Source organism: Bowdeniella nasicola (assembly GCF_900107735.1).
GTDB classification, from domain to species: Bacteria; Actinomycetota; Actinomycetes; order Actinomycetales; family Actinomycetaceae; genus Bowdeniella; species Bowdeniella massiliensis.
Window position 1 is genome coordinate 107,763 of sequence record NZ_FNQV01000008.1, and the last position, 23,508, is coordinate 131,270.

A 23,508-nucleotide genomic window follows, 5' to 3' on the forward strand; every position below is an offset into this window, starting at 1 on the left:
CTACCGGTCGGACAGGCTCGGTTTCTTCTTCTCTCGGCGTGATGCCATGAGCGAGGCCACTGTCGTAATTAGCAGTGCGCCGGCAATGACCCCGAGCGAGACGGAGATCGGGACGTGGGGCGCCCAGTCAAAGGGCTGGCCCCCGTTGATGAAGGACAGCGAGTTCGTGTGCATTGCTTCAAAGATGAGCTTGACGCCGATGAAACCGAGGATGAAGGCGAGCCCGTAGGGCAGGTAGATGAGCCGGTCGAGCAAGCCGCCAAGCAGGAAGTAGAGCTGACGCAGCCCCATGAGCGCGAACAGGTTGGTGGAAAAGACGACGAACGGGTCCTTCGTCAGACCAAAGATCGCGGGGATCGAGTCGAGAGCGAAGAGTAGGTCCGTGGAACCGAGCGCCAGGATGACGACGAGCATCGGGGTCCACAGCTTCTTGCCGTCGACAACGGTGCGCAGCTTCATGCCGTCGTACTTATCGTGGATCGGTAGGACCCGGCGCAGCGCGCGGATCGCGAAGTTCTCCTTGTAATCGCTCTCGTCCTCGCCGTGGGAGCGGATGAGCGAAATCGCGGTCCAGATGAGGAAGATGCCGAAGATGAAGAACACCCAGGAGAATCGCGAGATGACGGCGGCACCGATGAGGATCATGATGCCGCGCAAGACCAGCGCGATGATGATGCCAATCATCAGGACCTCCTGCTGACGGTTCGGCGGCACCTTAAAGCGCGACAGGATGATGACGAAGATGAAAAGGTTATCGACGCTCAGCGAGTACTCGGTGAGCCAACCGGCGTAAAACTCGGTGGCGACCTGGGCGTTGGCGACGAGGTAGAGCACGCCACCGAAGATCAGCGCGGCCGAGACGTAGATCGAGACCCAGATTGTGCATTCGCGCATCGTCGGGATGTGTGGACGGCGCACCACCCACAGGAGGTCGAAGATGATGACGGCGCACATGACGCCAAGCGCGATGGCCTCAAAGGTCCAAGATAAGTGTGCAGATCCCAATGGGGAGCCTTTCGGTTGAGGGGACGGGAAACCGGGCGAGGTCTCTTCCGCCTGGTCTGGCTCCGGGTCCGAGCACGCTGCCTCGCGCGCTGTGATGACGGACTACCGGTCGCGGGAATACTCCCCTCGTCGGTCATCATAACGTGACTGGGGACTAAGCTCGCGCCACAACTCATCGACCGCGGTGAGCATCGCGTCACGTGGCAGCGTTGAGTCGATGACGTAGGTCGCAATGGCGCGCCGCTGCGCATCGCTTGCTTGGGCTCGGATGCGCGCGAGTGCGTCTTCTCGCGTCATCCCGCGCGTTGTCATGAGGCGGCCCAGGCGGGTTTCCTCATCGGCTTCAACGGTGATGATGACGTCGAAGAAACCTGCCATCGAGGATTCCGCGAGCAGGGGAACGTCGTGGACCGTGATGGTATCTGGCGGTGCGGCCGCATCCAGGTCGCGTGCCCGCTGGCGGATGAGGGGGTGAGTGATGTCGTTCAGATCCGCGCGCGCCTGCGGATCGGAAAAGACGAGTGCGGCAAGGGCCCCCCGGTCGAGGTCTCCGCTAGCAGTGAGGACCTTGGGTCCGAATCGCTCAACAATGTACTCCAGGCCCTGACTTCCCGGTGCAACGACCTCACGCGCCAGCACGTCATAGTCGATGAGGATGGCGCCGCGGCGGACCAGGTGGGAGGCCACGGTCGATTTGCCGGCGGCGATTCCACCGGTCAGTCCGATACGTAGAGCGGGCATGCTAATCCGGCAGGGGTGCGTGGTGGTCGTAGTTGGCTTCGCCAGCGCGCCAATAGCCAACGATCGATAGTTGGGGGCGCTCGGTGATGGTGCGCAGGTGGCGGCGCAGCTCGGCAAGCAGGCCAGCCTCTCCCCCAGCCCAGACGAAGGTCGTGGGGGCCACGGTGGTGATGGCGCGGGCCGCAGCAAGCAGGGATGCCGGATCCTCGTGCCACACGATGGCGGGGGCGCCCGGAGCCTCGGGATCGGCCGCCAGGGAAGGATCAGCCGCCCCGGGCAGGTAGTCGAGGTAGGCTCGGTCGCCGTCGCGGGCAATGACGTGTGCGGTGATGTCGAGCCCCGGACTCATCTCGATCCATCGCGCGATCGATGGCAGCGCCGTCTCGTCAGCGAACAACAGGAGTTCCTCGGCGCCATTAGGCACGAGCGCGGAGCCCCGCGGTCCAAGAATCCACGTCATTTGGCCGGGCCGGGCCCTGCGGGCCCAGGCGGTGGCGGGGCCCGGATCGTCGTGGTCGAAGAAATCTATCATGAGCTCGGGCGGGCGGATGGCGGTGGAGTAAAAGCGGGGCGTGTAGTCGCGCAGGATGCCGTCAAAGGGCCGCTCGAGTCGGCCATCGATGATCCGCGGCTCGGGTGCGGTGCCGGTGTCGTCCGGAACCACGAGTTTGAGGTGGTCGTGCGGCCCGAAGGACGCGAAATCCAGGAGGTCTGGCCCTTGGAATGTCACGCGAATCATGTTCGTCGTGATGCGTGAGACGGCCGCGACGGTGACGGGCCGGGCCCGAAAGTCGTGGCGTACTTTGTCCCGAGTAATCGGACTGCTGGAAAGAGGGATCGACACGTTCGCAGTCTATCGGTAACAGCGAACCGCCCGCCGCAGCCGAGTGGCTGGGCGGGCGGAACTGTGCAGCTATCGGGTCTTAGTTACCGGTGAGCTTCTCACGCAGCGCGGCAAGTGCCTCATCAGAGGCCAGGGTGCCGCCGGCATCGGCCGGAGCTGCGGTGTAGGAGGCCGGAGCCGGCACGGAGGTGTCGCCTTCAGCCGAAGCCTCAGCGTCGTCTTCCATCGCCTTGGCGACCTGAGCCTTGTGGGCTTCCCAGCGAGCCTGGGCCTGCGCGTACTGCGCTTCCCAAGCCTCGCGCTGGGCTTCGTAGCCTTCGAGCCATTCGTTGGTCTCGGGGTCGAAGCCCTCGGGGTACTTGTAGTTGCCCTGCTCGTCGTACTCCGCAGCCATGCCGTACAGCGACGGATCGAAGTCATCGGAGTTCGGGTCGACGCCCTCGTTGGCCTGCTTGAGCGACAGCGAGATGCGGCGGCGGTCCAGATCAATGTCGATGACCTTGACGAAGAGCTCATCGCCGACCTTCGCGACCTGCTCAGGCACCTCGACGTGGCGCACCGCCAGTTCGGAGATGTGCACGAGGCCCTCGATGCCGTCCTCGACGCGGACGAACGCACCGAAGGGAACGAGCTTGGTGACCTTACCCGGCACAACCTGGCCAATGGCGTGGGTGCGGGCGAACAGACGCCACGGATCTTCCTGGGTGGACTTCAGCGACAGGGAGACGCGCTCGCGATCCATGTCGACGTCGAGCACCTCGACGGTGACTTCCTGGCCAACCTCGACGATTTCGGTCGGGTGGTCGATGTGCTTCCAGGACAGTTCGGAGACGTGGACGAGGCCGTCGACACCACCGAGATCCACGAACGCACCGAAGTTGACGATCGAGGAGACCACGCCCGAGCGGACCTGGCCCTTTTGCAGGGTCTGCAGGAAGTGGGAGCGAACCTCGGACTGGGTCTGCTCAAGCCACGCGCGGCGCGAGAGCACGACGTTGTTGCGGTTCTTGTCCAGTTCGATGATCTTGGCTTCGATCTCGCGGCCGATGTAGGGCTGCAGATCGCGCACGCGACGCATCTCGACGAGGGACGCAGGCAGGAAGCCACGCAGGCCGATGTCCAGGATCAGGCCGCCCTTGACGACCTCAATGACGGTACCGGTGACGACGCCGTTTTCTTCCTTGACCTTTTCGATCGTGCCCCAGGCACGCTCGTACTGAGCGCGCTTCTTGGACAGCAGCAGACGGCCTTCTTTGTCTTCCTTCTGGAGGACTAGGGCTTCGATCTTGTCGCCGACCTCAACGACCTCATCCGGGTCGATGTCGTGCTTGATCGAGAGTTCGCGGGAGAGGATGACACCTTCGGTCTTGTAGCCGATGTCGAGGAGAACCTCGTCGCGGTCGACCTTGACGACTGTGCCTTCGACGATATCCCCGTCATTGAAGTACTTGATGGTCTTATCGATCTCGGAAAGAAGTTCTTCTTCCGAGCCGATATCGTTAACAGCGACCTGGGGGGTCGAAGGGGTGGTGGAGGTGGTGGTCATTGAGTGATGACTCCGATACGGACAATTGTAGGTATTGGTGGACAATGTTGTGGCAACGCAGTCGTCGCCGTAGGCGAGTCTACTCACGGTGACGAAGTGTGGGCAACCAATTATGCCCAATAACGCCGATAAACGGGTCACGTTTTGGCAACAATTCACCTAGCGTGTGCTGTATGGAGTCTCAATCCGGCTATCGCGAGATCGTCCCAGGAACCAAAATCAGTCACGAGTACTGGGATCAGGGAGCGTCCGAGTATGCTCGCGAGAATCTCGAGCACTTAACCATCGACCGATTGATCTGGGGGCCGGAGGGTTGGGATGAGGCTGAGGTTCGCTGGCTCGGTGACCCGAGCATGCTTGCCGGCAGGCAGGTTATTGAGATCGGGTGCGGGCTCGGCCAGGGCACCCGCTACCTTTCCTCGCTCGGGGCAAAGGCTGTCGGTATCGATGTCGCGGCAGGGATGATCCGGGAAGGGATCGAACTGGCCGCAAGAAACAAAGCGCCTGCTCCCCCGCTCATTGCCGCCGATGCGACGCAGCTGCCGTTTGCCGCGGATACGTTCGATCTGGCATTTTCTGCCTTCGGGGCCGTGGCATTCGTCTTGGATCTGGCGGCACTGTATTCGGAGGTCGCCCGAGTACTGAAGCCGGGTTCTCGCTGGGTGTTTACTACGGCGCACCCGATGCGCTGGGTTTTTTCAGACGATCCAGCAGACGTGGCGGCCCCAGCGATGCGTCGCTCCTACTTTGATCGTCGTCCCTACGTCGAGATGCGAGGTGAGGTCGCCACCTACGCCGAGTTTCACCATACCCTGGAGGATCACGCGGCTGCCCTGGCAGCCGCGGGCTTCGTTATCGAGGACCTGAAGGAGCCGCGGTTTGCGCCCGGTATCGAGACAACGTGGGCGGGCTGGAGCAAGGAGCGTGCCGAGATGTTCCCCGGCACGCTCCTGATTTCCGCACGACTTCGTTAGTGACCGGCTTCCCGCCACGAGGGACCGAGCCCGACGGAGACGTCGAGCGGCACATCAAGTTTCGCGGCGCCCGCCATGTGCTCACGCACCAGGGCTTCCACTCGCTTAAGCTCGCCCGGCGCGATCTCCAGGACGAGTTCATCGTGGACCTGCAACAGCATGCGAGAATCGAGCTTTTCTCTTTCAAGCGCATCCTCGATTGCAATCATCGCGATCTTGATGATGTCGGCGGCGCTGCCCTGGATGGGAGCATTTAAGGCCGCGCGTTCGGCCATGTCGCGTCGCTGGCGGTTATCGCTCGTGAGATCGGGCAGGTAGCGGCGACGTCCGAACATCGTCTCGGTGTAGCCGGTACGCCGGGCCTGCTCGACGACTGTGCGCAGGTAGTCGCGCACTCCGCCAAAGCGATCGAAGTAGTCGTCCATGAGAGCCTTGGCTTCGCCGACCTCGATGCCGAGCTGGCGGGAGAGCCCGAAGGAGGACAGTCCGTAAGCAAGTCCGTAGCTCATTGCTTTGACGCGGCTACGCATCTGGGCCGTGACCTCATCGATCGGCACATCAAAGACTCGCGCGCCGACGTAGTTGTGCAGGTCCTCGCCCTCTCGGAAGGCTTCGATGAGGCCAGCATCCTGGGACAGGTGGGCCATGATCCGCATTTCGATCTGGGAGTAGTCGACGGTCATGAGGGTCTCGTAGCCCTCGCCGACGACGAACGCTTCTCGGATGCGCAGTCCATCCTCGGACCGGGCGGGGATGTTTTGCAGGTTGGGGTCGGTCGAGGACAACCGCCCCGTGGCCGCGACCGTCTGTTGGAACGTCGTGTGGATCCGCCCGTCAGCGGCGCGAGCGCTGCGCAGGGTTTCCACGATCTGGCGGAGCTTGATGCGGTCCCGATGCGCGAGCAGTGCGGCCAGGAAAGGGTGCGCGGTCTTCTCGAAAAGATCCGATAGTGCTTCGGCGTCCGTGGTCCAGCCGGTCTTAGTGCGTTTCGTCTTCGGCATATCGAGGTCCTCAAAGAGGACCTTTTGCAGTTGCTTGGGGCTGGAAAGGTTGATCTCTTGGCCGATGGCGGCGTAGGCGTCATCGGCTGCCTGCTTGACGTCGGCATCCAGCTGATCGTAAAGCTCGTTGAAGACGGTCTCCGACACGGCGATGCCGGTGGCCTCCATGTCCTGCAGGATGCGCTGGACAGGAAGCTCGAGCTTCGTCATGAGGTGGGACAGCCCCCGGTCTTCCAGCGCGCCGGTCAACTGGACCTCAAGTTCGGCAACTGCGAGGGCCTGGCGAGCGAGCGTATCGATCGTGGCATCTGATTCGAGGTCGAAGGCAAGCTGGCCGGAGGCGGCCGCATCGGAGGCGACATCGCGATCAAGGTAGCGCTGGGCCAGATCGACAAGAGTGTGGCGGCGCTGATCCGGGTGAATGAGGTAGGCGGCGATATCCGTATCGAAGACGACCGACTTCAGGTCATAGCCGCGTTCGGTGAGGCGATGCCACATGGACTTCGCGTCGTGGGCGGTTTTTGGCGCCGGCCCGGACAAAAACGCCGCAAGGACGGCATCCTCACCTGCGGGCAGGGCGGCAAGCTCGAGGACAAGAGCATGGGTGCGGGTGGCGAGCGCGAGGCGTTCGACATCCGTGGCGCCATCATCCAAGACAAGCGCAATGCGCTGCGCGTCCTCGCCATCAGCATGGGCCTGCAGGAATGCGGCGAGGTCGCCATCGTCTGCCCACGAGGCAATATCGAAGGACAGCTCGGTGCTCTCGTCCTGGTCCGGTGCGGCCGAATCGGCGGGCAGCATGGCAAAGACGCGCTCTCGCAGGGTGGTGAACTCCAAGGCATCGAAGACGCCGTGAACTGCTTCCCGGTTCACGGGTTCGGTCACGAGGTCCGGCAGCGAGACCGCGAGGTCCATGTCGGTCAGGAGGTGATTGAGCTTGCGGTTGCGCAGGACGTTGTCGATGTTGTCGCGGAAGGACTGGCCGGCCTTGCCGCCGATCTCGTCGGCGCGGGCAATAATATTCGTCAAGCCGTCGTACTGCGCAATCCACTTGGCAGCGGTCTTCGGGCCGACGCCTGGCACCCCGGGAAGGTTATCCGAGGTCTCCCCCACGAGCGCCGCGAGTTCTGGGTAGCGCGCGGGTGGCACACCGTACTTGTCTTCGACCGCCTGGGGGGTGAAACGAGTGAGCACGGAGACGCCCTTGGTTGGGTAGAGCACCGTGGTTGTCTCGGTCACCAGCTGGAGTGTGTCCCGGTCGCCCGAACAGATCAGGACTTCATCGAAGCTCTCGTCTTCGGCCTCTGTCTTCAAGGTGGCCACGATGTCATCGGCTTCGAAGTCCGGCACCTCGAGGTGGCGGATCCGCAAGGCGTCGAGGACTTCCTTGATGAGCGGGATCTGGCTAGGGAACTCCTCGGGGGCTTTGTCCCTAGTTCCCTTGTACTCGGAGTATTCGCGGGTACGGAAGGTCTCGGAGCCGACATCGAAGGCGACCGCAATGTGGCTGGGCTTCTCCTCGGCGATGAGCTTGAGCAGCATTGAGATGAAGCCATGCACCGCGTTCGTGTGCTGGCCCGTCGACGTGGCAAAATTGTCGACAGGAAGGGCATAAAAGGCTCTAAAGGCCATCGAATGCCCGTCAATGAGGAGAAGTCTACGAATGTCGCTCATGCCCCCCAGCCTAGAGCCCCCCGCGGACGTGATCGACCTGGGGTCACTCGCAGGCACTATGCAGATGCGTCTCGATGGCATTGCTGTGGATCCCGAAAGCCAGCTGCGTTGTGTGATGAGCATGCCCGTTGCTGGAAACACCCAACCCTTCGGGCTCCTGCACGGCGGCGCGAGCGCGGCTTTGGCGGAACAAGCGGGCTCAGTTGCGGCGTTCCTGGACTACCCGGGGCGGCGACCTGTCGGCGTTGATCTATCCATCAAGCATCTGTCCGGGGCGCGCGAGGGGCGCGTCGCAGGCTATGTTTCGTTGCTCTCGGCTTCGTCTCGGCTCGCGACCTATCGCATCGAGATTCGCGCGGTTGAGCAGGACCGCGCTGACGGCGGCGCGCTCATCGCGCTCGCTCAGCTGAGCGTCATCTTCACGGCATAAAACAGCGCCCCGCGGGCCGTGATGGCCAGCGGGGCGCGCAGCAGAAGCTAGGACTTCTTGGAGCCGATCTGTTCGATGACGGCGTCGGCGACCTCGCGCATCGTCAGGCGGCGATCCATCGAGGTCTTTTGGATCCAGCGGAAGGACTCCGGCTCGGTCAGGCCCATCTTGCTCATGAGCAGGCCCTTGGCGCGGTCCACGCGCTTGCGGGTTTCGAACCGGTCGGTCAGGTCAGCGACCTCGGACTCCAGCGACTGAATTTCGTTGAAGCGCGAGACCGCGATCTCGATCGCGGGCAGCAGATCCGAGGGGTTGAACGGCTTAACGACGTAGGCCAGGGCGCCGGCGTCGCGGGCTCGCTCCACGAGCTCGGTCTGGGAGAACGCGGTGAGCATCACGACGGCGCAGATACGGTCCTTCAGGATGCGCTCGGCGGCGGTAATGCCGTCCATCTCGGGCATCTTGATGTCCATGACGACGACGTCCGGCTCCAGCTCGTTTGCCAGTTCGACGGCCTTGGCGCCGTCACCCGCTTCGCCCACGACCTCGTAGCCCGCATCCGTCAGGGACTCGACAATGTCCAGGCGGATCAGCGGCTCGTCTTCGGCCACGACAACGCGGCGCGGCGTGCGCTTGTGCTGCTCGGATTCACCCTGCACTTCGGCGACGTCGTCGAACTCAATCGTCGGAGTGTTGCTATCCTCGTTCGTCTCGCTCATGTTCATTTCTTTCACGCGGTTCCCGGATTGGGGTGCTCCCGGAGGGACTCGAACCCTCACGCCTCTCAGCGCTGCATTTTGAGTGCAGTGTGTCTACCGATTCCACCACAGGAGCTCGCTATCAGATTAGCCAGTTAACACTACCACCGTGGGGTTTCGTCATGGCCCATCCAATAACGTGACGCGTCACTCACCGTTGATTGGGGAGATGAACTTCGCCGATCTTGTGAACGCGGATGGAGTTCGTCGAGCCGACAGTGCCGGGCGGCATGCCGGCGACGATGACGACGCGATCGCCGTTTTCGCCGAGGCCCGACTCCTGCAGGTAGTAATCCACCTGCTCGACCATGTCATCGGTGTGCGAGACGGCGGGCACCTTGTAGGTGTAGACGCCCCAGGACAGTGCGAGCGAGTTGCGGGTCGATTCCAGCGGCGTGAAGGCCAGCAGCGGAATCGGGGAACGCAGCCGGGACATGCGCCGGGCCGTATCGCCGGACTGGGTGAAGGTCACGAGGTACTTGCACTCGATCATTTCGCCGATATCGGCGGCGGCCCTGGTGATGACTCCGGAGCGGGTATGCGGCGCCGAGGTCAGTGGCGCGATGCGGTCGCCGCCGTTTTCCTCGGTGTTTTCGATGATGCGCGCCATCGTGCGCACGGCCTCGATCGGGTATTCCCCGACGGAGGTTTCACCGGAGAGCATGACGGCGTCGGCGCCATCGAGGATGGCATTGGCGCAGTCGGAGGCTTCCGCGCGCGTCGGGCGCGGGTTGGTGATCATCGACTCGAGCACCTGGGTGGCGACGATGACGGGCTTGGCGAAGCGGCGCGCGAGCTCGATGGCGCGCTTTTGCACCAGCGGGACTTCTTCCAGCGGGAGTTCCACGCCGAGGTCACCGCGCGCGACCATGATGCCGTCGAAGGAGTCGACGATCTCGGTCAGGTTGGATACGGCCTGCGGCTTTTCGATCTTGGCGAGCACCGGCACGCGGCGGCCGACCTCGTCCATGATCTCGTGGACGTCTTCGATATCGCGCGCGCTGCGAACAAAGGACAGCGCGATGAAGTCGGCGCCGATGTTCAGCGCCCAGCGCAGGTCTTCCTTGTCCTTATCGGACAGCGCCGGCACGGAGACGGCGACGCCGGGCAGGTTGATGCCCTTGTGGTTGGAGACCGGGCCGGGCACCTCGACGCGGGTCACGACGTCGGTATCGGTGACGGAAAGGACGCGCAGGGCGACCTTGCCGTCGTCGATCAACAGGGGGTCACCTGGGCGGCAATCGCCCGGCAGGCCCTTGAAGGTGGTGGAACAGATCTCCTGGGTGCCGATAATGTCGCGGGTCGTGATGGTGAAGGTCTCGCCTTCTTCCAAAAACACCGGGCCGGACTCGAAGACGCCGAGGCGGATCTTCGGTCCCTGCAGGTCGACGAGAACGGCGACCGCGCGGCCGGAGGTTTGGGCGGCTGCGCGAACATTCGCATAGACGAGTTCGTGTTCTTCGGCGGTTCCGTGGGAGCGGTTGATCCGCGCCACATCCATTCCCGCGTCGACCAGTTCTTGGACTTTTTCCGGGGTTTCCGTTGCCGGACCAATCGTGCAAACGATTTTGGCTCTACGCATGGCTCCAGTCTAAGGGGTGTGGGTGATGATGCAGTGGGACTTTATCGCTGCTGGCGGGCGCCGCGACAACCGGCAGCGAGATCGCTCGCGAGATCGCCGAGGCGATCCATGCCGTCATCTAGCGCGCGCAGCAGCGCCGAGCCGACGATGACGCCGTCGGCAAAGGATCCAATTTCGCGCGCTTGCGTGCCAGAAGACACACCGAGGCCGACGCACACGGGCGTGTCGGTCGCCTCGCGTGTGCGCGCGACAAGCTCTTCGGCCGTCGAGTCGACCTCGCGCCGCTCTCCCGTGACGCCCATCGTCGAGGCGGCGTAGACGAAGCCGCGGCACTGTTGGGCGGTCATCGCGAGGCGTTCGGGGGTGGAGGAGGGGGCGACGAGGAAGATGCGATCCAGGTCGAACTCGTCCGTCGCCTCGATCCACGCGCCGGCCTCATCGGGGATGAGGTCCGGGGTGATGGTGCCCGCTCCCCCGGCGGCCGCGAGATCGCGCGCGAAGCGCTGTTCGCCGTAGCGGAAGATCGGGTTGTAGTAGGTCATGACGAGGATCGGCGCGCCGGTGGCGGCGAGCTGCTCGACGATGGACAGCACGTGGTTGGTACGCGTGCCGGCGGCAAGCGCGGCGGCCCCGGTGTGCTGGATGACGGCGCCATCCATCCCGGGATCGGAATACGGCAGGCCGATTTCTAAAATGTCGAAGCCGGCCGCGATCAGCTGTTTGCCGGCGCGCACCGTCGTATCGACGTCGGGGTAACCGGCGGTGAGGTAGCCGATGAGCGCGGCATCGCCGTCCGCATTGCGCTTCGCGATGGCGGCGGTGGTGGGCGAGGTCACGGTCTTACTCCTGTCGCAGATCGTCTTCGACGAGATCGAAATAGCTCGCCGCGGTTGCCACGTCCTTATCGCCGCGGCCCGAAAGGTTCACGACAATGATGGGCTCGGCGCCGTCGGCGTAGTCGCCACTGGCGTGTTCCTGACCCCAGCGCATGGCGCCCGCCAGGGCGTGCGCCGACTCGATGGCGGGGATGATGCCTTCGGTGCGCGACAGGAGCTGGAAGGCTGCCATCGCTTCGGCGTCGGTCACTGGCCAGTAGGTGGCGCGGCCGATGGCGTGCAGGTGGGCGTGCTCGGGGCCGACCCCCGGGTAGTCGAGTCCGGCGGAAATGGAGTGGGATTCGATCGTTTGGCCGAACTCGTCTTGCATGAGATACATCTTGGCGCCGTGCAGGATGCCGAGGGAACCGCCGACGATGGAGGCGGCGTGCCGGCCCGTGTCAACGCCGTCGCCCGCGGCTTCGATCCCGAGCAGCTGGACGTCGGCGTCGTCGAGGAAGGCATGGAACATGCCGATGGCGTTGGAGCCGCCGCCGATGCACGCGACGGCGACATCGGGCAGGCGCCCGGTGCGCTCAAGGATCTGCTCGCGGGTTTCCTCGCCGATAATCTTTTGCAGGTCTCGCACCATCGCCGGGAAGGGATGGGGGCCGGCGGCGGTGCCAAAAATGTAGTTCGTCGTCGCGACGTTGGTGACCCAGTCACGGAAGGCTTCGTTGATCGCGTCCTTCAGCGTCGCGCTGCCGGCGTCCACGCCGACGACCTCGGCGCCAAGCAGCCGCATCCGTGCGACGTTCAGCGCCTGGCGGCGCATGTCCTCGCGGCCCATGTAGATTCGGCAGCTCAGGCCCAGCAGCGCGGCCGCGGTTGCCGTTGCGACGCCGTGCTGGCCGGCGCCCGTCTCCGCGATGACGCGAGTCTTGCCGATAGCCCTGGTGAGCAGGGCCTGGCCAAGGACGTTATTGATCTTGTGGCTGCCCGTGTGGTTGAGATCTTCGCGCTTCAAAAAGACTCGGGCGTTACCGCAGTGCTTGGCAAAGCGCGGGACTTCCGTCAGCAGCGAGGGGCGGTGCACATAGTCGCGGTGCAGGTCGGATAGCTCAATACGGAAGGAGGGATCCTCCTTCGCTTTCTCCCACGCCACCGTCAAATCGTCGAGCGCGGCGATGAGCGCCTCGGGCACGAATCGACCACCAAACTCGCCGAAGTAGGGCCCGGTTTGGTTCGACAGGGGTGGCTCAGACACGAAGGAGTCCTTTTCCTCGGCGGGGATTAGTTCCACTGCTGGTGGGTGGCGGGATGCTTGGTGATGGAGACCATGTCGGCGACGGCCTTGCGGGGATCGCCATCGCGCACGAGGGCCTCCCCCACGAGGACCGCGTCGGCACCGGCCTTGGCGTATTCCCACACGTCGGCGGGGCTGCGCACACCGGATTCGGCGATCGTGATGATCGAATCGTCGATGACCTCGCGGACTTCGGCGAAGGTGGCGCGGTCGACCTGCAGGGTGTGCAGGTTTCGGGCATTGACGCCGATGACGCGGGCACCAGCCGCGGCCGCGCGCATGGCCTCGACGCGATCGTGCGCTTCGACGAGGGCCGTCATGCCAAGGGAGTGGACGCGTTCGATGAGCGAGGTGAGCACGCCCTGTTCCAGTGCCGCGACGATGAGCAGGACCATGTCCGCGCCGTAGGCTCGCGCCTCCCAAATCTGGTAGGGCGTGACGATGAAGTCCTTGCGCAGCAGCGGCACGTCGACAGCGGTGCGCACGGCCGCGAAGTCCTGAAGCGATCCCCCAAAACGACGTTCTTCGGTGAGCACGGAGATGGCGGTGGCGCCACCCGCCTCATAGGCTCGGGCGAGTGCTGCCGGATCTGGGATATCGGCGAGCGCACCCTTCGACGGGGAGCGGCGCTTGACCTCCGCGATGATGGAGACCGCGGCGTCGCGCTGGGAAAGGCAGGCCTGGACGTCGATGGCGCTATCGCGCCGCTCGGCCTGATCCTTCAGCTCCGCCAAGCTCACGCGCGCTTCGCGCGCGGCGACATCCTCGCGAACGCCGACGATGATCTCATCTAGAACCGACATGTGCACTCCTTGGACGACGGCGCGAGCCTAGTCCTCGTACCAGTCCCGCGTCACAACGGTGCGCGGTTGGCCCTTGCCGGCGGCGCGAAAGCCAATGCCGAGCACGGCGGCGGCGACGATGATGACGCCGCCAACGATCTGCGTCGGCAACGAATACAGCACCATACCGATGGATACGACGAGGGCGCCGAGCAGCACGAGCGCGACAAAAATCCACGAGGCGCGGGTATGGCCATGATTGGCGTAGGGCGCGGCGGGGGGCAGGGAATACGTTCGGTTCATGGGGTCCTCCTGGCGGCAAGCTTACCTGTTATTGCGTTGGATCTTCGCCACGTTCCAACGCGTCCCAATCGTCGATGGCACGCACGCGGGGATCGGGCGACATGGGGGAATCCGTCGGAACGGCGGTGATGTCATAGCGGCTGACCGAGCTGGGCCAGCGGGCCGCGAGCACGAGTCCGGCCAAAGCGAGTGCAACGGCCAGGATCGCTAGCAGCGTGCCCACCCAGATGGTGGGCAGCGTCTGGATCGTCGTGACCTCACCGGTGCCCGAGGATAGCGAGCTGTACAGCCGCGTAAGGTCCTCGGGGGTGGCGAAAAGCGTCGAGCCAAATGCCCACGTGCAGGCGCCCGCAGCTACGGCCGCAATCCCGCACACGATGCGGGCGCCGACCTTCTTCGTCAGGGCCAGCGCAATCCCCGCCGCGGCAAGCGCGAGGGCAGCGGCTGGGCCGATTGGCATGAGCTGGAAGCCGGTGAGGGTGGTCTTCGTCGTGCCGGCAACCGAGATGACTTCAGCCCGCAGCCAACCGAGCGCACTGCCGGCGAGCAGCGCGATGCCAAGGACGACGAGGCCGGTGGCGACCTGGGCGCGGGTCAGTCTCATGACGTGGCCACCAAACTCGCAGCGCGCGAGACGGCCGCCAGTGCAGCGGCGGCCTTCGTGCGGCATTCGGCGTGTTCGGATTGCGGCACGGAGTCCGCGACGATGCCCGCGCCCGCCTGGACGTAGGCGGTGCCGGAAACGATGACGGCCGTGCGGATCGCGATCGCCATGTCGAGATTGCCCTGCAGGTCGATGTAGCCCACAACGCCGCCGTAGAGTCCGCGCCGGGTCGGTTCCAATTCATCGATGAGCTGCATCGCTCGCACCTTCGGGGCGCCCGAGAGCGTACCGGCGGGAAAGGCCGCGGCCAGCGCATCGATGGCGGAGACGTCTTCAGCCAGCTTTCCGGTAACCGTGGAGGTCAGGTGCATGATGTGCGAATAGCGTTTGATCGCCATGTAGTCCTCGACGCTGACGGTCCCGGGCTCGCAGACGCGGTTGAGGTCATTGCGGGCGAGGTCCACGAGCATGACGTGCTCGGCGACCTCCTTGGGATCGGCGAGGAGTTCCTCCGCTAGCGCCCGATCGGCGGCCGAGCTCTCGCCGCGCGGCCGCGAGCCCGCGATCGGGAAGGTGCGCACGCCGCGGCCGCGGACCTCGACGAGCGTTTCGGGCGAGGACCCCACGATGTGGAAGACGCCGCCATCGGCCCTCGGCAGCGCGAAGATGTACATGTAGGGCGAGGGGTTCGTCGCCCGCAGGACCCGGTAGACCTCGAGCGGGTCGGCCGGGCAGGCAAGGCTCGCGCGCTGAGACAGGACGATCTGGAAGACTTCGCCGTCGATGATGGCCTGGTGGGCGCGTTCGACGATATCGACGAATTCGTCCTCGGTCATGCTGAAAGTCGGCTCGGGGGCCGCATGGTCCTCAGCGATGACGCGCGGGATGGGAACGCCGGCGCGCGGCGCCGCTAGGGTCGCCGCCATCGTATCGAGGCGGCTGAGCGCATCGTCATAGGCGGCATCGGCGCGCTCGTCGCTGCCATCGAAGTTGATAGCGCAGGCGATGAGCCAGATCTCCCCGCTGCAGTGGTCAAAAGCGATGACGTCGGTGGCAAGGGCCAGCGCGACATCGGGCACGGGGACATCGGGCTCGGTGCGCGGCGGCAGGTCTTCAAAGCTGCGCACGATCTCCCAGCCGAGGGCGCCAACGAGGCCGCCGGTAAACGGCGGGTAGTCCTCCGGCAGCGGCGCGTGGCGCAGCACGCTCGAGGCTTCGCGAATAAGCTCAATCGCCGGGCCGCTTGGCGTCAGGCCAGCCGGGATGCGGCCCCGCCAGTGCGCGGTCTCGTCATGGGCGATGAGGAAGGCCGGGCAGTTGACTCCGACGAAGGACCAGCGGCCCCACTCGCCGTGCTCGGCCGACTCCAAGATGAACGTGCCAACCTCACCACCGAAGGCGCGGTAGACGGCACTTGGCGTGAGGTCCTCGGCAAGCATGCGGCGCACGATCGGCACCGCGCGCGCACCTTCAGCAGCCTCGTGGAAACCGGCGCGGTCAGGAACGGTGCTCCCCCACCTCATGCGTCCTCCTCACCCTGGATGACGGGAAGCTCGCGGCCGGAAAAACACGTGTCGGTTCCGGTGTGGCACGCCCCACCGACCTGGGTGACCTGGACGAGCAGGGTATCGCCGTCGCAATCGAGCGCGGCTGCGCGCACGTATTGGACGTTCCCGGAGGTATCGCCCTTGCGCCAGTATTCCTGGCGGCTGCGGGAATAAAACCAGACGCGCCCGCTGGACAAGGTGCGGGCTAGGGCCACGTCGTCCATATAGCCGACCATGAGGACCGAGCCGTCGTCGACGGACTGGATGACGGCCGGGATGAGGCCGTCGCGATCAAATCGGACGCGGCCGTGTAGCTCCTCGGGCAGGGCATCGCTGTCGGTCATGAGCGCACCTCGAATCCGGCGTCGGCAAGGCCGGCCTTGACGTCGCCGATGGTGAGTTCGCCGTAGTGGAAGACGGAGGCGGCGAGAATGGCATCGGCGCCGGCGCGGGCGGCGGCCACGCAGTGTTCGACGCTGCCGGCACCGCCCGAGGCGATGAGCGGCAGGCGCACGGCCTCGCGGACCGCGCGCAGCATGGGCAGGTCGAAACCGGCGCGCGTGCCGTCGGCATCCATGGAATTCAGCAGGATCTCGCCGGCGCCGCGCTCGGCGGCTTCTTTCGCCCACGCGATCGCATCCAGGCCCGCGCTTGTGCGACCGCCGTGGGTCGTGACCTCGTAGCCGGAGGGCATTTCGCTATTGGCGCGCGCATCGACCGACAGCGTAATGACCTGGGAGCCGAAGCGGGTGGCGATCTCGGTCAGCAGCTCCGGGCGCGTGATCGCCGCGGTGTTAATGCCGATCTTGTCGGCGCCGCAGGCGAGCAGCTCGGCGACGTCGGCAACGCTGCGCACGCCGCCGCCAACGGTCAGGGGCACGAAGACCTGTTCGGCGGTGGCTTGCACGACCTCGCGCGTCGTGCCACGGCCCTCAGCGGAGGCGGAGATATCGAGGAAGGTGAGCTCGTCGGCGCCCGCGGCGTCATAGGCGCGCGCGAGCTCGACGGGATCACCCGCGTCCTTCAGGTCGGTAAAGTTCACACCTTTGACGACCCGACCCTCGAGCACGTCAAGGCAGGGGATGATTCGGATAGCTGGCGCCATGCCGTAAGCCTACCGGGGCCGGCAATCGGGCTCTAACCGGTCTCGTTTCTCTCTGCTGGCGCGCGCCGCTAGCCTAGGGTCATGCTTCAGCCACCTCGCGCGATCATTGCCATCGATGGCGCGACGGGTGTCGGCAAATCGACGATCGCTGCGGCGCTGGCCGCGCAGCTGCGCTCGAGCGGCCTTACCGTCGTCATCCTTTCCCTCGATCTGCTGTCCTACGGCTGGCATGACCTGGCCGGTGGGGTGCGTCGCGGCGGTGAGTGCGCCGCCCGGTTCCGGGCCGACGGGCGTTTTGACTACCAGCCCTACGACTGGCATCTGGGGCGCGTGAGCGATGAGCGGGTAAGTGCTGCTGGGCAGGTGCTGATCCTCGACGGTTGTGGCGCGGCGAGCCGGGAATTTGCCGCCGCCGCGGCCGATCCGGCGATCCTCGACGCCGCCATCATCGCGCGGGCCTCGGTTGCCACCCGCACGCGCCGGATCAGCCAGCGTGATGCCTATGACTGGTCGGATATGCGGGAGGCCTGGGAGTCGCAGCACGAGGCGCTGAGCTACGGCTGGCTGCCGAATCTCATCGTCATCGGCGAGGACGATTAACCCTCGGTGAGGAATTCGCGCACGCGGGAGGTGGGGCGGCCGATGATGGCCCGCCCGCGCGCCACGATGACCGGGCGCTCCATCAGCTCGGGATGCTCGGCGAGCACGGTAGCGACCTGCTCGGCGGATTCAACGTCGGCGCGGGTCAGCCCCGCGGCGATGAAGGAATCGCCGCGCCTGACGAGGGCGCTCGGCTCATCGACGAGCATCGAGAGGAGTTCGAGAAGTTCGTCCCGGCTCGGTGGCGTCGCGAGGTAGTTGATGACCCGCACCTCGCGGCCAGCAAGCTCGGCCATCGCCGCGCGCGATTTGGAGCAGGCGGCATTATGGTAGATCGTCGTCTCGCTCACTGGCCCTCCTCGGGCGTGTAGGCGGCGAGGATATCGACGACTATGACGACGGTATCCGTACCGGAGGCCTGATCCGGCGGGATAACGAGCAGCACGCGCGAGCCGACCCGCTGATCCAGGATCCCGGCGCGCATACCTGGCACAACGTCGTTGAGGTTCACCGCGATCGGCGTGGCGGGCTCGGTCGCGTCGATCAGTTCGCCCGTGGACCAGTGCGTCGAGGCAAAGGTGACGAGGACGCGCTGGCCCTCCAGCACCTGGGCGCCCTGCCCCACGATGAGCGGGGCGACCTTCAGATCGGCCGGGGCGGGCTCCTCCCCCATGGCGAGGGCCTGCTGGCGATCGTTGACGAGTCCGACCTCGGGCATCCCGGCCACGGGCTCGGGGACCGTGCCCTCGGCAACCGTCGGCAGGATATCGATCACCGTCACGAGCGTCGTGTCCTTGCCTTTGACCTGGACGGGCTCGAGCAGCACGATGCGGCTGCCCTCGTGTTTGCCGACGAGGGTCTCGGCGAGCACTTCGCCGACGCCGTCGCGATCGATCGTCACGATTTTCGGGGTGCCGAGCGCCGGGCCCTCGATGAGCGTGCCCTCGCCGTCAAAGGTCGTCACGGTGAGGATCGCGGTATCGCCCGCGCCGAGTTCACGCCCGAAGCCCGGGATCGCCTGCAGCTCCTCCCGGTTGGTGACGTTCATGCCATCTGGCAGCGAGACGGCCGGGATTGACCCGAGCGAGCCCTCCACGACGACCGATTGGACCTGGGCGGTCGGTTCCTTATCGATGCTTTGCTCGCTGCAGCCGGCGAGCACGAGACCCGCGGCCAGGAGCGCGGCAATGATTCGGCTACGCGCTAGCACCACGGCACCTCGACTTCCGGTCCGCGCATATCGGCGATGAGGGCCGCGACGTGCTCATCGCTGGCCGCAAACGGGTCATCGAGCCGAATCGCCTTGTGGGCGGCGTCGTTCAGCCGGATATGCGTCCAATCAACGGTGTGGTCGCGGCGGTGTTTTTCGGCCGCCGCGATAAAGGCGCCGCGCACCTTCGCGCGCGTGGTAGCCGGTGGGTTGACGAGCGCGTCATCGACGTCAGCCGCGCTCGTCAGGCGCGCGAGCATGCCGCGCTCTTCCATCCGCGGCGCGATCCCGGCGTCGGTGACGTCGTGATAGGCGAGCATGAGCCGGGAGGCCTCAAAGGACTCGAGACGGTGGCCGCGCGCCGCGAGGCGGTCCAGCAGTTTCTTCTTCACCGCCCAGTCGAGTTCCGTCTCGACGGCGCTGTGGTCCCCGCTTGCAATCGCATCGAGGCCGCGCTGCCACAGATCCAGCGCGTAGCGGTGCAGCCGCGTCAGTTCGAGATCAGCGTTCGTGATCGCCTCGAGGTAGGTGCGTTGGATATCGACGGCGGTTATCGCGCGCCCGCCCACGACGTCGCAGCGTACCGTTCCGGACAGGTCCTGGCAGACCTCGCGGATCGCGCGCATCGGGTCAAGCAGTTCGATTCGCGGTAGCTGGCCGCGTTCGGCGAGGGTGAGCAGCAGCTCGGTGACGGCGACCTTCGCGCACGTCGCGGCCTCGCTGATGTTGGTGTCCCCGACGATGACGTGCAGCCGCCGGTAGCGATCGGCGTCGGCGTGCGGTTCGTCGCGGGTGTTGATGATCGGGCGGGAGCGGGTCGTGGCCGAGGAGACCGCGTCCCACGTCTGGTCGGCGCGCTGGGAGAACCCGTAGGTCGCGCGTCCGCGCTTGAGTTTGAGATATCCGGAGCCGACGACAATCTGGCGCGTGACGAAGAACGCCAGCAGCGATTCGATCATCTCGCGAAAGCGCGGCGTGCGGCGCACGAGGTAGTTTTCGTGGCAGCCATAGGAATTCCCGCGTGAGTCCGCGTTATTGCGAAACAAGTGGATCGCACCCAGGATCTCATCGGCGGCTAGGCGCTGATTCGCGGTCCGGGCGAGGTCGGCCATGAGCGTTGTTCCGGCCCGGTCTTGGGCGAGGATGTCCTCGAGCCGGTCACACTCCGCGGTCGCATATTCCGGGTGGGCGCCGACGTCGAGGTAAAGCCGTCCCCCATTGGGCAGGAACACGTTGGTGGACCGGCCGCGATCTTGCACGGGTCGAAACAGCAGCAGCGCAGCCTCTTCGGCGCCGACGGGGGGCTCCCCCTCGGCGAGGTGCGCGCAGGTGATACCGAATTCGGTTTCGATCCCGTAGATCCGACGGTCGGTCACTGTCCGCCTTTTTGGACAAAGCCCTGGACGAAGGATTCGGCGTTGGCTTCCAGCACGGTATCGATCTCGTCGAGCAGGTCATCGACGTTCTCCGTCTGGGCGCTGGGCGTGACGGTGAGTTCTTCTTCTTCGGTTTCGGCAGCCGATGATTGCGGCCTGAGGTATTCACGACGCATGGAAAATCCCTAGGTTAATGTGTCAACGATGGTAGCGAGGTCCGCCTCCGGCAGCTCGCCAATCCGGTGATAGCTCCCACCGTAAGGGTCCGGCATGGTGATGCGCATCAGGGCATCATCATGTGGATTGCGGGCGATGAGCGAGGACCAGGAGGCCGAGTGGATCTCGCCGGGGTGGTTCTTAATGAGCTGGCCGCGCAGGTAGGCGCGGGTGTCCTTCGGCGGCTCGACCGCCGCGTGGGCGATGGCCTCCTCCGAGACGAGCCGGCGCACCTTGCCGGCCCGGGCGAGAGCTGCCGAGATCGATACCGCGGGGTTGACGTTGGAGAACTGCAGGTCGAGGGCGGCGAGCTTGGGATGATCCCAGCTCAGTCCCCCGCGCTCGCGCATGCGCTCCAGCAAGTGGAGTTTTCCGACCCATTCGATATCGGTCTCAACCTCCGATAGGTCGGAGCCGAGCCCGTCGAGCAGGCGGCTCCAGGTGCGAAGGATTTTGTCGGTGGCATTATCGGCGAGGCGATCGGCTTGAAGGGCCGATGCGATCAGGTCGCGGAAGATCCGGTGAATATCGAGCGCGGTGTACCTGCCGGAGGCCGTGGACAGCGTGTGGGTGAGCGGCTCGCGGGATACGCCATAGACGTCGAAGACGGGCGCGGACAGCGTCAGTGCGTCCAGATCGAGCGGGACCGAGCCGCGCTCTAGGAACCACAGCACGAGCGAGGTGACCCCCACCTTGACGTAGGTGGAGACGTCGAAGGTGTTAGCATCGCCCACGATGACGTGCAGGCGACGCCAGCGCCGGGCATCGCAGTGCGGCTCGTCGCGGGTGTTGATGATCGGGCGGTTGAACGTCGTTTCAAGCCCGACCTCGTTTTCGATGTAATCGGCGCGCTGGGAGATCTGGAATCCGGCCTCTTCGCTCTTTTGGCCGATGCCGACGCGTCCGGCGCCGCAGATCAGCGGGCGGACGGCGAAGAACGTCGTCAGGTGCTGGACGACATCACCGAAGGGCAGGTCGCGGTCGATGAGGTAATTCTCGTGGCAGCCGTAGCTGGCGCCCTTACCGTCGACGTTGTTCTTATAGATCTGGATCTCGCGCCCGGAGCGCGCGGCGAGCTCGGTGGCCCGCTGCATGATGAGGTCACCGGCACGGTCGTAGGTCACGACATCGAGCGGCGTGAGGACCTCGGGTGAGGAGTACTCGGGGTGGGCGTGATCGACGTAAAGGCGGGCGCCGTTGGTGAGCACGGCGTTGGCGGGACCGGAGCGGCCGGTCCCCTCCAGCGTCTTCGTCACGTGGGTGCCCGGCCCGGAGGGGGCCGCGCTGTTCGGGTCGTCCGTCAGCATGGACGGGTCAGCGGCGCTGCGCGGCAGCCGGTAGCCGCGGGCATCCGAGAGCGGATCCTCCCCGCGGTAGTCCCACGCGGCGTGCGGGACGGCCTCGGCATAGGCGCTGACGATGGTGTTCGACAGCTCAATAACGTTGGCCTGGACCCCGGCCTCAGCGATCCCGTATTCGGTTTCGATGCCCATCGGGCGAATCACGGTCATGGTGCTCCTTGGGCTATTCGGCGGTTGCCACGTCGGTCACGCGAGCGCCGGCGCGCCCAAGAACGCGCGCCCATTCCTCGGGATCGGTCGTGGCCCGCAAGGCATCGTGTTCCCGCTTTTCCTGCGTCAGGGCGGCGTGCATGTGGGAGGTTCGGATGCCGCGCTCGCCGCTGGCCAGGAAGTCCTTGACTGCGGCCTTCTTGACGCGATCGACGATATTGGCAACGAGCGCACCGGAGACGAAGTCCTTGAAGTACATCGTGTGACGCGAGCCGTCGGCGAATGTCACGATGAACATTTTCTCGGAGTCCTCGGTGGCGAAAATTCGATCGACCGCGACCTGAGTAAGGTGCTTGATCACGCCACTGATGCCGCCGTAGCGTGAGATCTCGTCCTCGTGATACGGCAGGGATTCGGTGAGGTACTTGTAGAAAATATCTGCCGTGCCTTCGCGGTCCGGCCGGTTGACGCGGATCTTGACGTCGAGGCGTCCCGGGCGCAGGATCGCGGGGTCGATCATGTCCTCGCGGTTGGAGGCGCCAATGACGACGACGTTATCGAGTTGCTCGACGCCGTCGATCTCGGCGAGCAGCTGCGGCACGATCGTGGTTTCTACATCCGAGGAGACTCCGGAGCCGCGGGTGCGGAATAGGGATTCCATTTCGTCGAAAAAGACCACGACCGGCATTCCGCTGGAGGCCTTTTCCCTCGCACGTGCAAAGATCGTGCGAATGTGGCGCTCGGTTTCCCCGACGTACTTATCGAGCAGTTCGGGGCCCTTGATGTTCAGGAAGTAGGCCTTGTCCCCTTCGGCGCGCGTCGTGCGGGCAAGTGAGGTGGCAACCGCCTTGGCGATGAGCGTCTTTCCGCATCCGGGCGGACCATAGAGCAAGACGCCCTTGGGTGGGCGCAGTCCGTGTTCGCGGAACGTATCGGGATGTGCGAAGGGCAGCTCAATGGCGTCGCGAATCTCCATGATCTGCTCGTTCAAGCCACCAATGTCGCTGTAGTCGACATCGGGTTCTTCTTCCAGAAGGAGGTCATCAAGCTCAGACAGTTGGATGATCTCCAGCGCCGTGCCGCTTTTCAGGTCGGCGAGCAGGACGTCTCCGATTCGCACTCGGGTAGCGGCCAGCTCGCCCGAGGGGATCAGCACGATCGAATCATCAGCGCGGCTCGTGGCGACAATGCGGCCATCGGAAAGGACTTCGCGAACGTAGACCAGGGCGCCCGTGGTCTCATAGCCGGCAGCGCTGATAGCAAGCATCTGCTCGTTCAGCCGGACCAGCTGGCCCCGCCGGATGGCACCGAGCGGCATAGTGGGCACAACGGGTAGTCGCATCCGGCGGCCGCCGACCATGACGTCGGCTTCCCGGGCCGCCATATCGGCTTCGAGGAACACGCCATAGGATCCAGGCGGACGGGTTAGGGTGTCGAGTTGTTCCTGGAGTTCTTCCAGGCGTCGTCGGGCGGTCGCTAACGCGGCGGATAGACGCTCGTTTTTGTGCGCGAGCGAAATCGCCTCCTGTTGGAGTTCCTGAACTCTGGCTTCGGTGAAATCTGCCATGTTGCGTCCTC

24 protein-coding genes and 1 tRNA gene are annotated in these 23,508 nt (G+C 65.1%); 3 read left to right on the plus strand and 22 right to left on the minus strand.

Translation table 11 applies throughout. The features are described from left to right. The 4 genes from BLU67_RS07450 to rpsA form a co-directional block, all read right to left on the minus strand. The gene (locus BLU67_RS07450) at nucleotides 1–1,005 is read right to left on the minus strand and encodes a TerC family protein (protein WP_261977067.1); all 1,005 of its coding nucleotides are present in this window, start codon (nucleotides 1,003–1,005) and stop codon (nucleotides 1–3) included. 102 nt (nucleotides 1,006–1,107) lie between these two features. Continuing rightward, nucleotides 1,108–1,746, minus strand: a complete 639-nt coding sequence (coaE, locus tag BLU67_RS07455; protein ID WP_092564543.1) for a dephospho-CoA kinase — start codon at nucleotides 1,744–1,746, stop codon at nucleotides 1,108–1,110. Nucleotide 1,747: 1 nt separating this feature from the next. Further along, nucleotides 1,748–2,590, minus strand: coding sequence for a siderophore-interacting protein (locus BLU67_RS07460; RefSeq protein ID WP_143027370.1), 843 nt, complete (start codon nucleotides 2,588–2,590; stop codon nucleotides 1,748–1,750). Between the two features lie 79 nt (nucleotides 2,591–2,669). After that, on the minus strand, nucleotides 2,670–4,136 hold the full coding sequence (gene rpsA, locus BLU67_RS07465; protein WP_092564547.1) for a 30S ribosomal protein S1: 1,467 nt from the start codon (nucleotides 4,134–4,136) through the stop codon (nucleotides 2,670–2,672). A 173-nt stretch (nucleotides 4,137–4,309) separates the two neighbouring features. Here rpsA and BLU67_RS07470 point away from each other — a divergent pair, with 173 nt between their 5' ends. Continuing rightward, entirely contained in the window at nucleotides 4,310–5,110 is an 801-nt protein-coding gene (locus tag BLU67_RS07470) for a class I SAM-dependent methyltransferase (RefSeq protein WP_092564549.1), read from the plus strand. On the opposite strand, the gene polA is transcribed toward BLU67_RS07470, so the two are convergent. Beyond that, nucleotides 5,107–7,785 (minus strand): DNA polymerase I, encoded by a 2,679-nt coding sequence (gene polA / locus BLU67_RS07475; RefSeq protein ID WP_092564551.1) that lies wholly within the window; start codon nucleotides 7,783–7,785, stop codon nucleotides 5,107–5,109. The genes BLU67_RS07470 and polA overlap by 4 nt on opposite strands. 64 nt (nucleotides 7,786–7,849) lie before the next feature. Here polA and BLU67_RS07480 point away from each other — a divergent pair, with 64 nt between their 5' ends. Then, nucleotides 7,850–8,215, plus strand: coding sequence for a PaaI family thioesterase (locus tag BLU67_RS07480; RefSeq protein WP_261977068.1), 366 nt, complete (start codon nucleotides 7,850–7,852; stop codon nucleotides 8,213–8,215). A 47-nt stretch (nucleotides 8,216–8,262) separates the two neighbouring features. Here the strand turns inward: BLU67_RS07480 and BLU67_RS07485 are convergent, their stop codons facing one another. The 11 genes from BLU67_RS07485 to hisF all read right to left on the minus strand — a co-directional run bounded on the left by BLU67_RS07485 (nucleotide 8,263) and on the right by hisF (nucleotide 17,017). After that, nucleotides 8,263–8,934 (minus strand): ANTAR domain-containing response regulator, encoded by a 672-nt coding sequence (locus tag BLU67_RS07485; RefSeq protein WP_092564609.1) that lies wholly within the window; start codon nucleotides 8,932–8,934, stop codon nucleotides 8,263–8,265. Between the two features lie 33 nt (nucleotides 8,935–8,967). Next, nucleotides 8,968–9,049: transfer RNA gene (locus tag BLU67_RS07490), tRNA-Leu, on the minus strand. A 75-nt stretch (nucleotides 9,050–9,124) separates the two neighbouring features. Continuing rightward, nucleotides 9,125–10,555 (minus strand): pyruvate kinase, encoded by a 1,431-nt coding sequence (gene pyk, locus BLU67_RS07495; RefSeq protein WP_092564555.1) that lies wholly within the window; start codon nucleotides 10,553–10,555, stop codon nucleotides 9,125–9,127. A 41-nt stretch (nucleotides 10,556–10,596) separates the two neighbouring features. After that, a complete protein-coding gene (trpA, locus tag BLU67_RS07500) occupies nucleotides 10,597–11,391 on the minus strand; it encodes a tryptophan synthase subunit alpha (protein WP_176780739.1) in 795 nt (264 codons plus the stop codon). Nucleotides 11,392–11,395: 4 nt separating this feature from the next. Continuing rightward, nucleotides 11,396–12,637, minus strand: coding sequence for a tryptophan synthase subunit beta (trpB, locus tag BLU67_RS07505; protein WP_176780740.1), 1,242 nt, complete (start codon nucleotides 12,635–12,637; stop codon nucleotides 11,396–11,398). A 26-nt stretch (nucleotides 12,638–12,663) separates the two neighbouring features. Further along, nucleotides 12,664–13,479, minus strand: coding sequence for an indole-3-glycerol phosphate synthase TrpC (gene trpC / locus BLU67_RS07510; protein ID WP_092564559.1), 816 nt, complete (start codon nucleotides 13,477–13,479; stop codon nucleotides 12,664–12,666). A 27-nt stretch (nucleotides 13,480–13,506) separates the two neighbouring features. Further along, nucleotides 13,507–13,761 carry an HGxxPAAW family protein gene (locus BLU67_RS07515; RefSeq protein WP_092564561.1) on the minus strand — a complete coding sequence of 85 codons (255 nt, stop codon included), beginning with the start codon at nucleotides 13,759–13,761 and terminating at the stop codon, nucleotides 13,507–13,509. Nucleotides 13,762–13,789: 28 nt separating this feature from the next. Further along, nucleotides 13,790–14,365 carry a Trp biosynthesis-associated membrane protein gene (locus BLU67_RS07520; protein ID WP_176780741.1) on the minus strand — a complete coding sequence of 192 codons (576 nt, stop codon included), beginning with the start codon at nucleotides 14,363–14,365 and terminating at the stop codon, nucleotides 13,790–13,792. Further along, nucleotides 14,362–15,888 (minus strand): chorismate-binding protein, encoded by a 1,527-nt coding sequence (locus BLU67_RS07525; RefSeq protein WP_092564565.1) that lies wholly within the window; start codon nucleotides 15,886–15,888, stop codon nucleotides 14,362–14,364. The genes BLU67_RS07520 and BLU67_RS07525 overlap by 4 nt, the downstream gene beginning before the upstream one ends. Beyond that, entirely contained in the window at nucleotides 15,885–16,256 is a 372-nt protein-coding gene (gene hisI / locus BLU67_RS07530) for a phosphoribosyl-AMP cyclohydrolase (protein ID WP_092564567.1), read from the minus strand. The genes BLU67_RS07525 and hisI overlap by 4 nt, the downstream gene beginning before the upstream one ends. Beyond that, nucleotides 16,253–17,017 carry an imidazole glycerol phosphate synthase subunit HisF gene (hisF, locus tag BLU67_RS07535; protein WP_092564569.1) on the minus strand — a complete coding sequence of 255 codons (765 nt, stop codon included), beginning with the start codon at nucleotides 17,015–17,017 and terminating at the stop codon, nucleotides 16,253–16,255. The genes hisI and hisF overlap by 4 nt, the downstream gene beginning before the upstream one ends. Nucleotides 17,018–17,098: 81 nt before the next feature. Between hisF and BLU67_RS07540 the strand changes: the two genes are divergently transcribed. After that, nucleotides 17,099–17,617 (plus strand): nucleoside/nucleotide kinase family protein, encoded by a 519-nt coding sequence (locus tag BLU67_RS07540; protein ID WP_092564571.1) that lies wholly within the window; start codon nucleotides 17,099–17,101, stop codon nucleotides 17,615–17,617. Here BLU67_RS07540 and BLU67_RS07545 read toward each other — a convergent pair. Genes BLU67_RS07545 through arc form a run of 6 tightly spaced genes read right to left on the minus strand, consistent with a single transcriptional unit; the run spans nucleotide 17,614 to nucleotide 23,497 of the window. Continuing rightward, nucleotides 17,614–17,967, minus strand: a complete 354-nt coding sequence (locus BLU67_RS07545) for an arsenate reductase family protein (protein WP_092564573.1) — start codon at nucleotides 17,965–17,967, stop codon at nucleotides 17,614–17,616. The two genes, BLU67_RS07540 and BLU67_RS07545, sit on opposite strands and share 4 nt — an antisense overlap. Beyond that, entirely contained in the window at nucleotides 17,964–18,830 is an 867-nt protein-coding gene (locus BLU67_RS07550; protein ID WP_092564574.1) for an FKBP-type peptidyl-prolyl cis-trans isomerase, read from the minus strand. The genes BLU67_RS07545 and BLU67_RS07550 overlap by 4 nt, the downstream gene beginning before the upstream one ends. Beyond that, nucleotides 18,821–20,203 carry a Pup--protein ligase gene (pafA, locus tag BLU67_RS07555; RefSeq protein WP_092564575.1) on the minus strand — a complete coding sequence of 461 codons (1,383 nt, stop codon included), beginning with the start codon at nucleotides 20,201–20,203 and terminating at the stop codon, nucleotides 18,821–18,823. The genes BLU67_RS07550 and pafA overlap by 10 nt, the downstream gene beginning before the upstream one ends. Next, complete coding sequence (locus tag BLU67_RS07560; protein WP_092564577.1) at nucleotides 20,200–20,379, minus strand: ubiquitin-like protein Pup; 180 nt, start codon at nucleotides 20,377–20,379, stop codon at nucleotides 20,200–20,202. The genes pafA and BLU67_RS07560 overlap by 4 nt, the downstream gene beginning before the upstream one ends. Before the next feature lie 9 nt (nucleotides 20,380–20,388). After that, entirely contained in the window at nucleotides 20,389–21,930 is a 1,542-nt protein-coding gene (gene dop, locus BLU67_RS07565) for a depupylase/deamidase Dop (protein WP_092564579.1), read from the minus strand. Between the two features lie 13 nt (nucleotides 21,931–21,943). Further along, nucleotides 21,944–23,497 carry a proteasome ATPase gene (arc, locus tag BLU67_RS07570; protein WP_092564581.1) on the minus strand — a complete coding sequence of 518 codons (1,554 nt, stop codon included), beginning with the start codon at nucleotides 23,495–23,497 and terminating at the stop codon, nucleotides 21,944–21,946. Between the last annotated feature and the right edge of the window lie 11 nt (nucleotides 23,498–23,508).

Coding starts and splice junctions, on each gene's coding strand:
- polA (WP_092564551.1), bottom strand. CDS start 7,785: ATGAGCGACATTCGTAGACTTCTCCTCATTGACGGGCATTCGATGGCC.
- BLU67_RS07470 (WP_092564549.1), top strand. CDS start 4,310: ATGGAGTCTCAATCCGGCTATCGCGAGATCGTCCCAGGAACCAAAATC.
- coaE (WP_092564543.1), bottom strand. CDS start 1,746: ATGCCCGCTCTACGTATCGGACTGACCGGTGGAATCGCCGCCGGCAAA.
- BLU67_RS07525 (WP_092564565.1), bottom strand. CDS start 15,888: ATGAGGTGGGGGAGCACCGTTCCTGACCGCGCCGGTTTCCACGAGGCT.
- BLU67_RS07480 (WP_261977068.1), top strand. CDS start 7,850: ATGCGTCTCGATGGCATTGCTGTGGATCCCGAAAGCCAGCTGCGTTGT.
- BLU67_RS07485 (WP_092564609.1), bottom strand. CDS start 8,934: ATGAGCGAGACGAACGAGGATAGCAACACTCCGACGATTGAGTTCGAC.
- hisF (WP_092564569.1), bottom strand. CDS start 17,017: ATGGCGCCAGCTATCCGAATCATCCCCTGCCTTGACGTGCTCGAGGGT.
- BLU67_RS07540 (WP_092564571.1), top strand. CDS start 17,099: ATGCTTCAGCCACCTCGCGCGATCATTGCCATCGATGGCGCGACGGGT.
- BLU67_RS07520 (WP_176780741.1), bottom strand. CDS start 14,365: ATGAGACTGACCCGCGCCCAGGTCGCCACCGGCCTCGTCGTCCTTGGC.
- BLU67_RS07560 (WP_092564577.1), bottom strand. CDS start 20,379: ATGCGTCGTGAATACCTCAGGCCGCAATCATCGGCTGCCGAAACCGAA.
- hisI (WP_092564567.1), bottom strand. CDS start 16,256: ATGACCGACAGCGATGCCCTGCCCGAGGAGCTACACGGCCGCGTCCGA.
- rpsA (WP_092564547.1), bottom strand. CDS start 4,136: ATGACCACCACCTCCACCACCCCTTCGACCCCCCAGGTCGCTGTTAAC.
- BLU67_RS07515 (WP_092564561.1), bottom strand. CDS start 13,761: ATGAACCGAACGTATTCCCTGCCCCCCGCCGCGCCCTACGCCAATCAT.
- trpC (WP_092564559.1), bottom strand. CDS start 13,479: ATGTCGGTTCTAGATGAGATCATCGTCGGCGTTCGCGAGGATGTCGCC.
- pyk (WP_092564555.1), bottom strand. CDS start 10,555: ATGCGTAGAGCCAAAATCGTTTGCACGATTGGTCCGGCAACGGAAACC.
- dop (WP_092564579.1), bottom strand. CDS start 21,930: ATGACCGTGATTCGCCCGATGGGCATCGAAACCGAATACGGGATCGCT.
- arc (WP_092564581.1), bottom strand. CDS start 23,497: ATGGCAGATTTCACCGAAGCCAGAGTTCAGGAACTCCAACAGGAGGCG.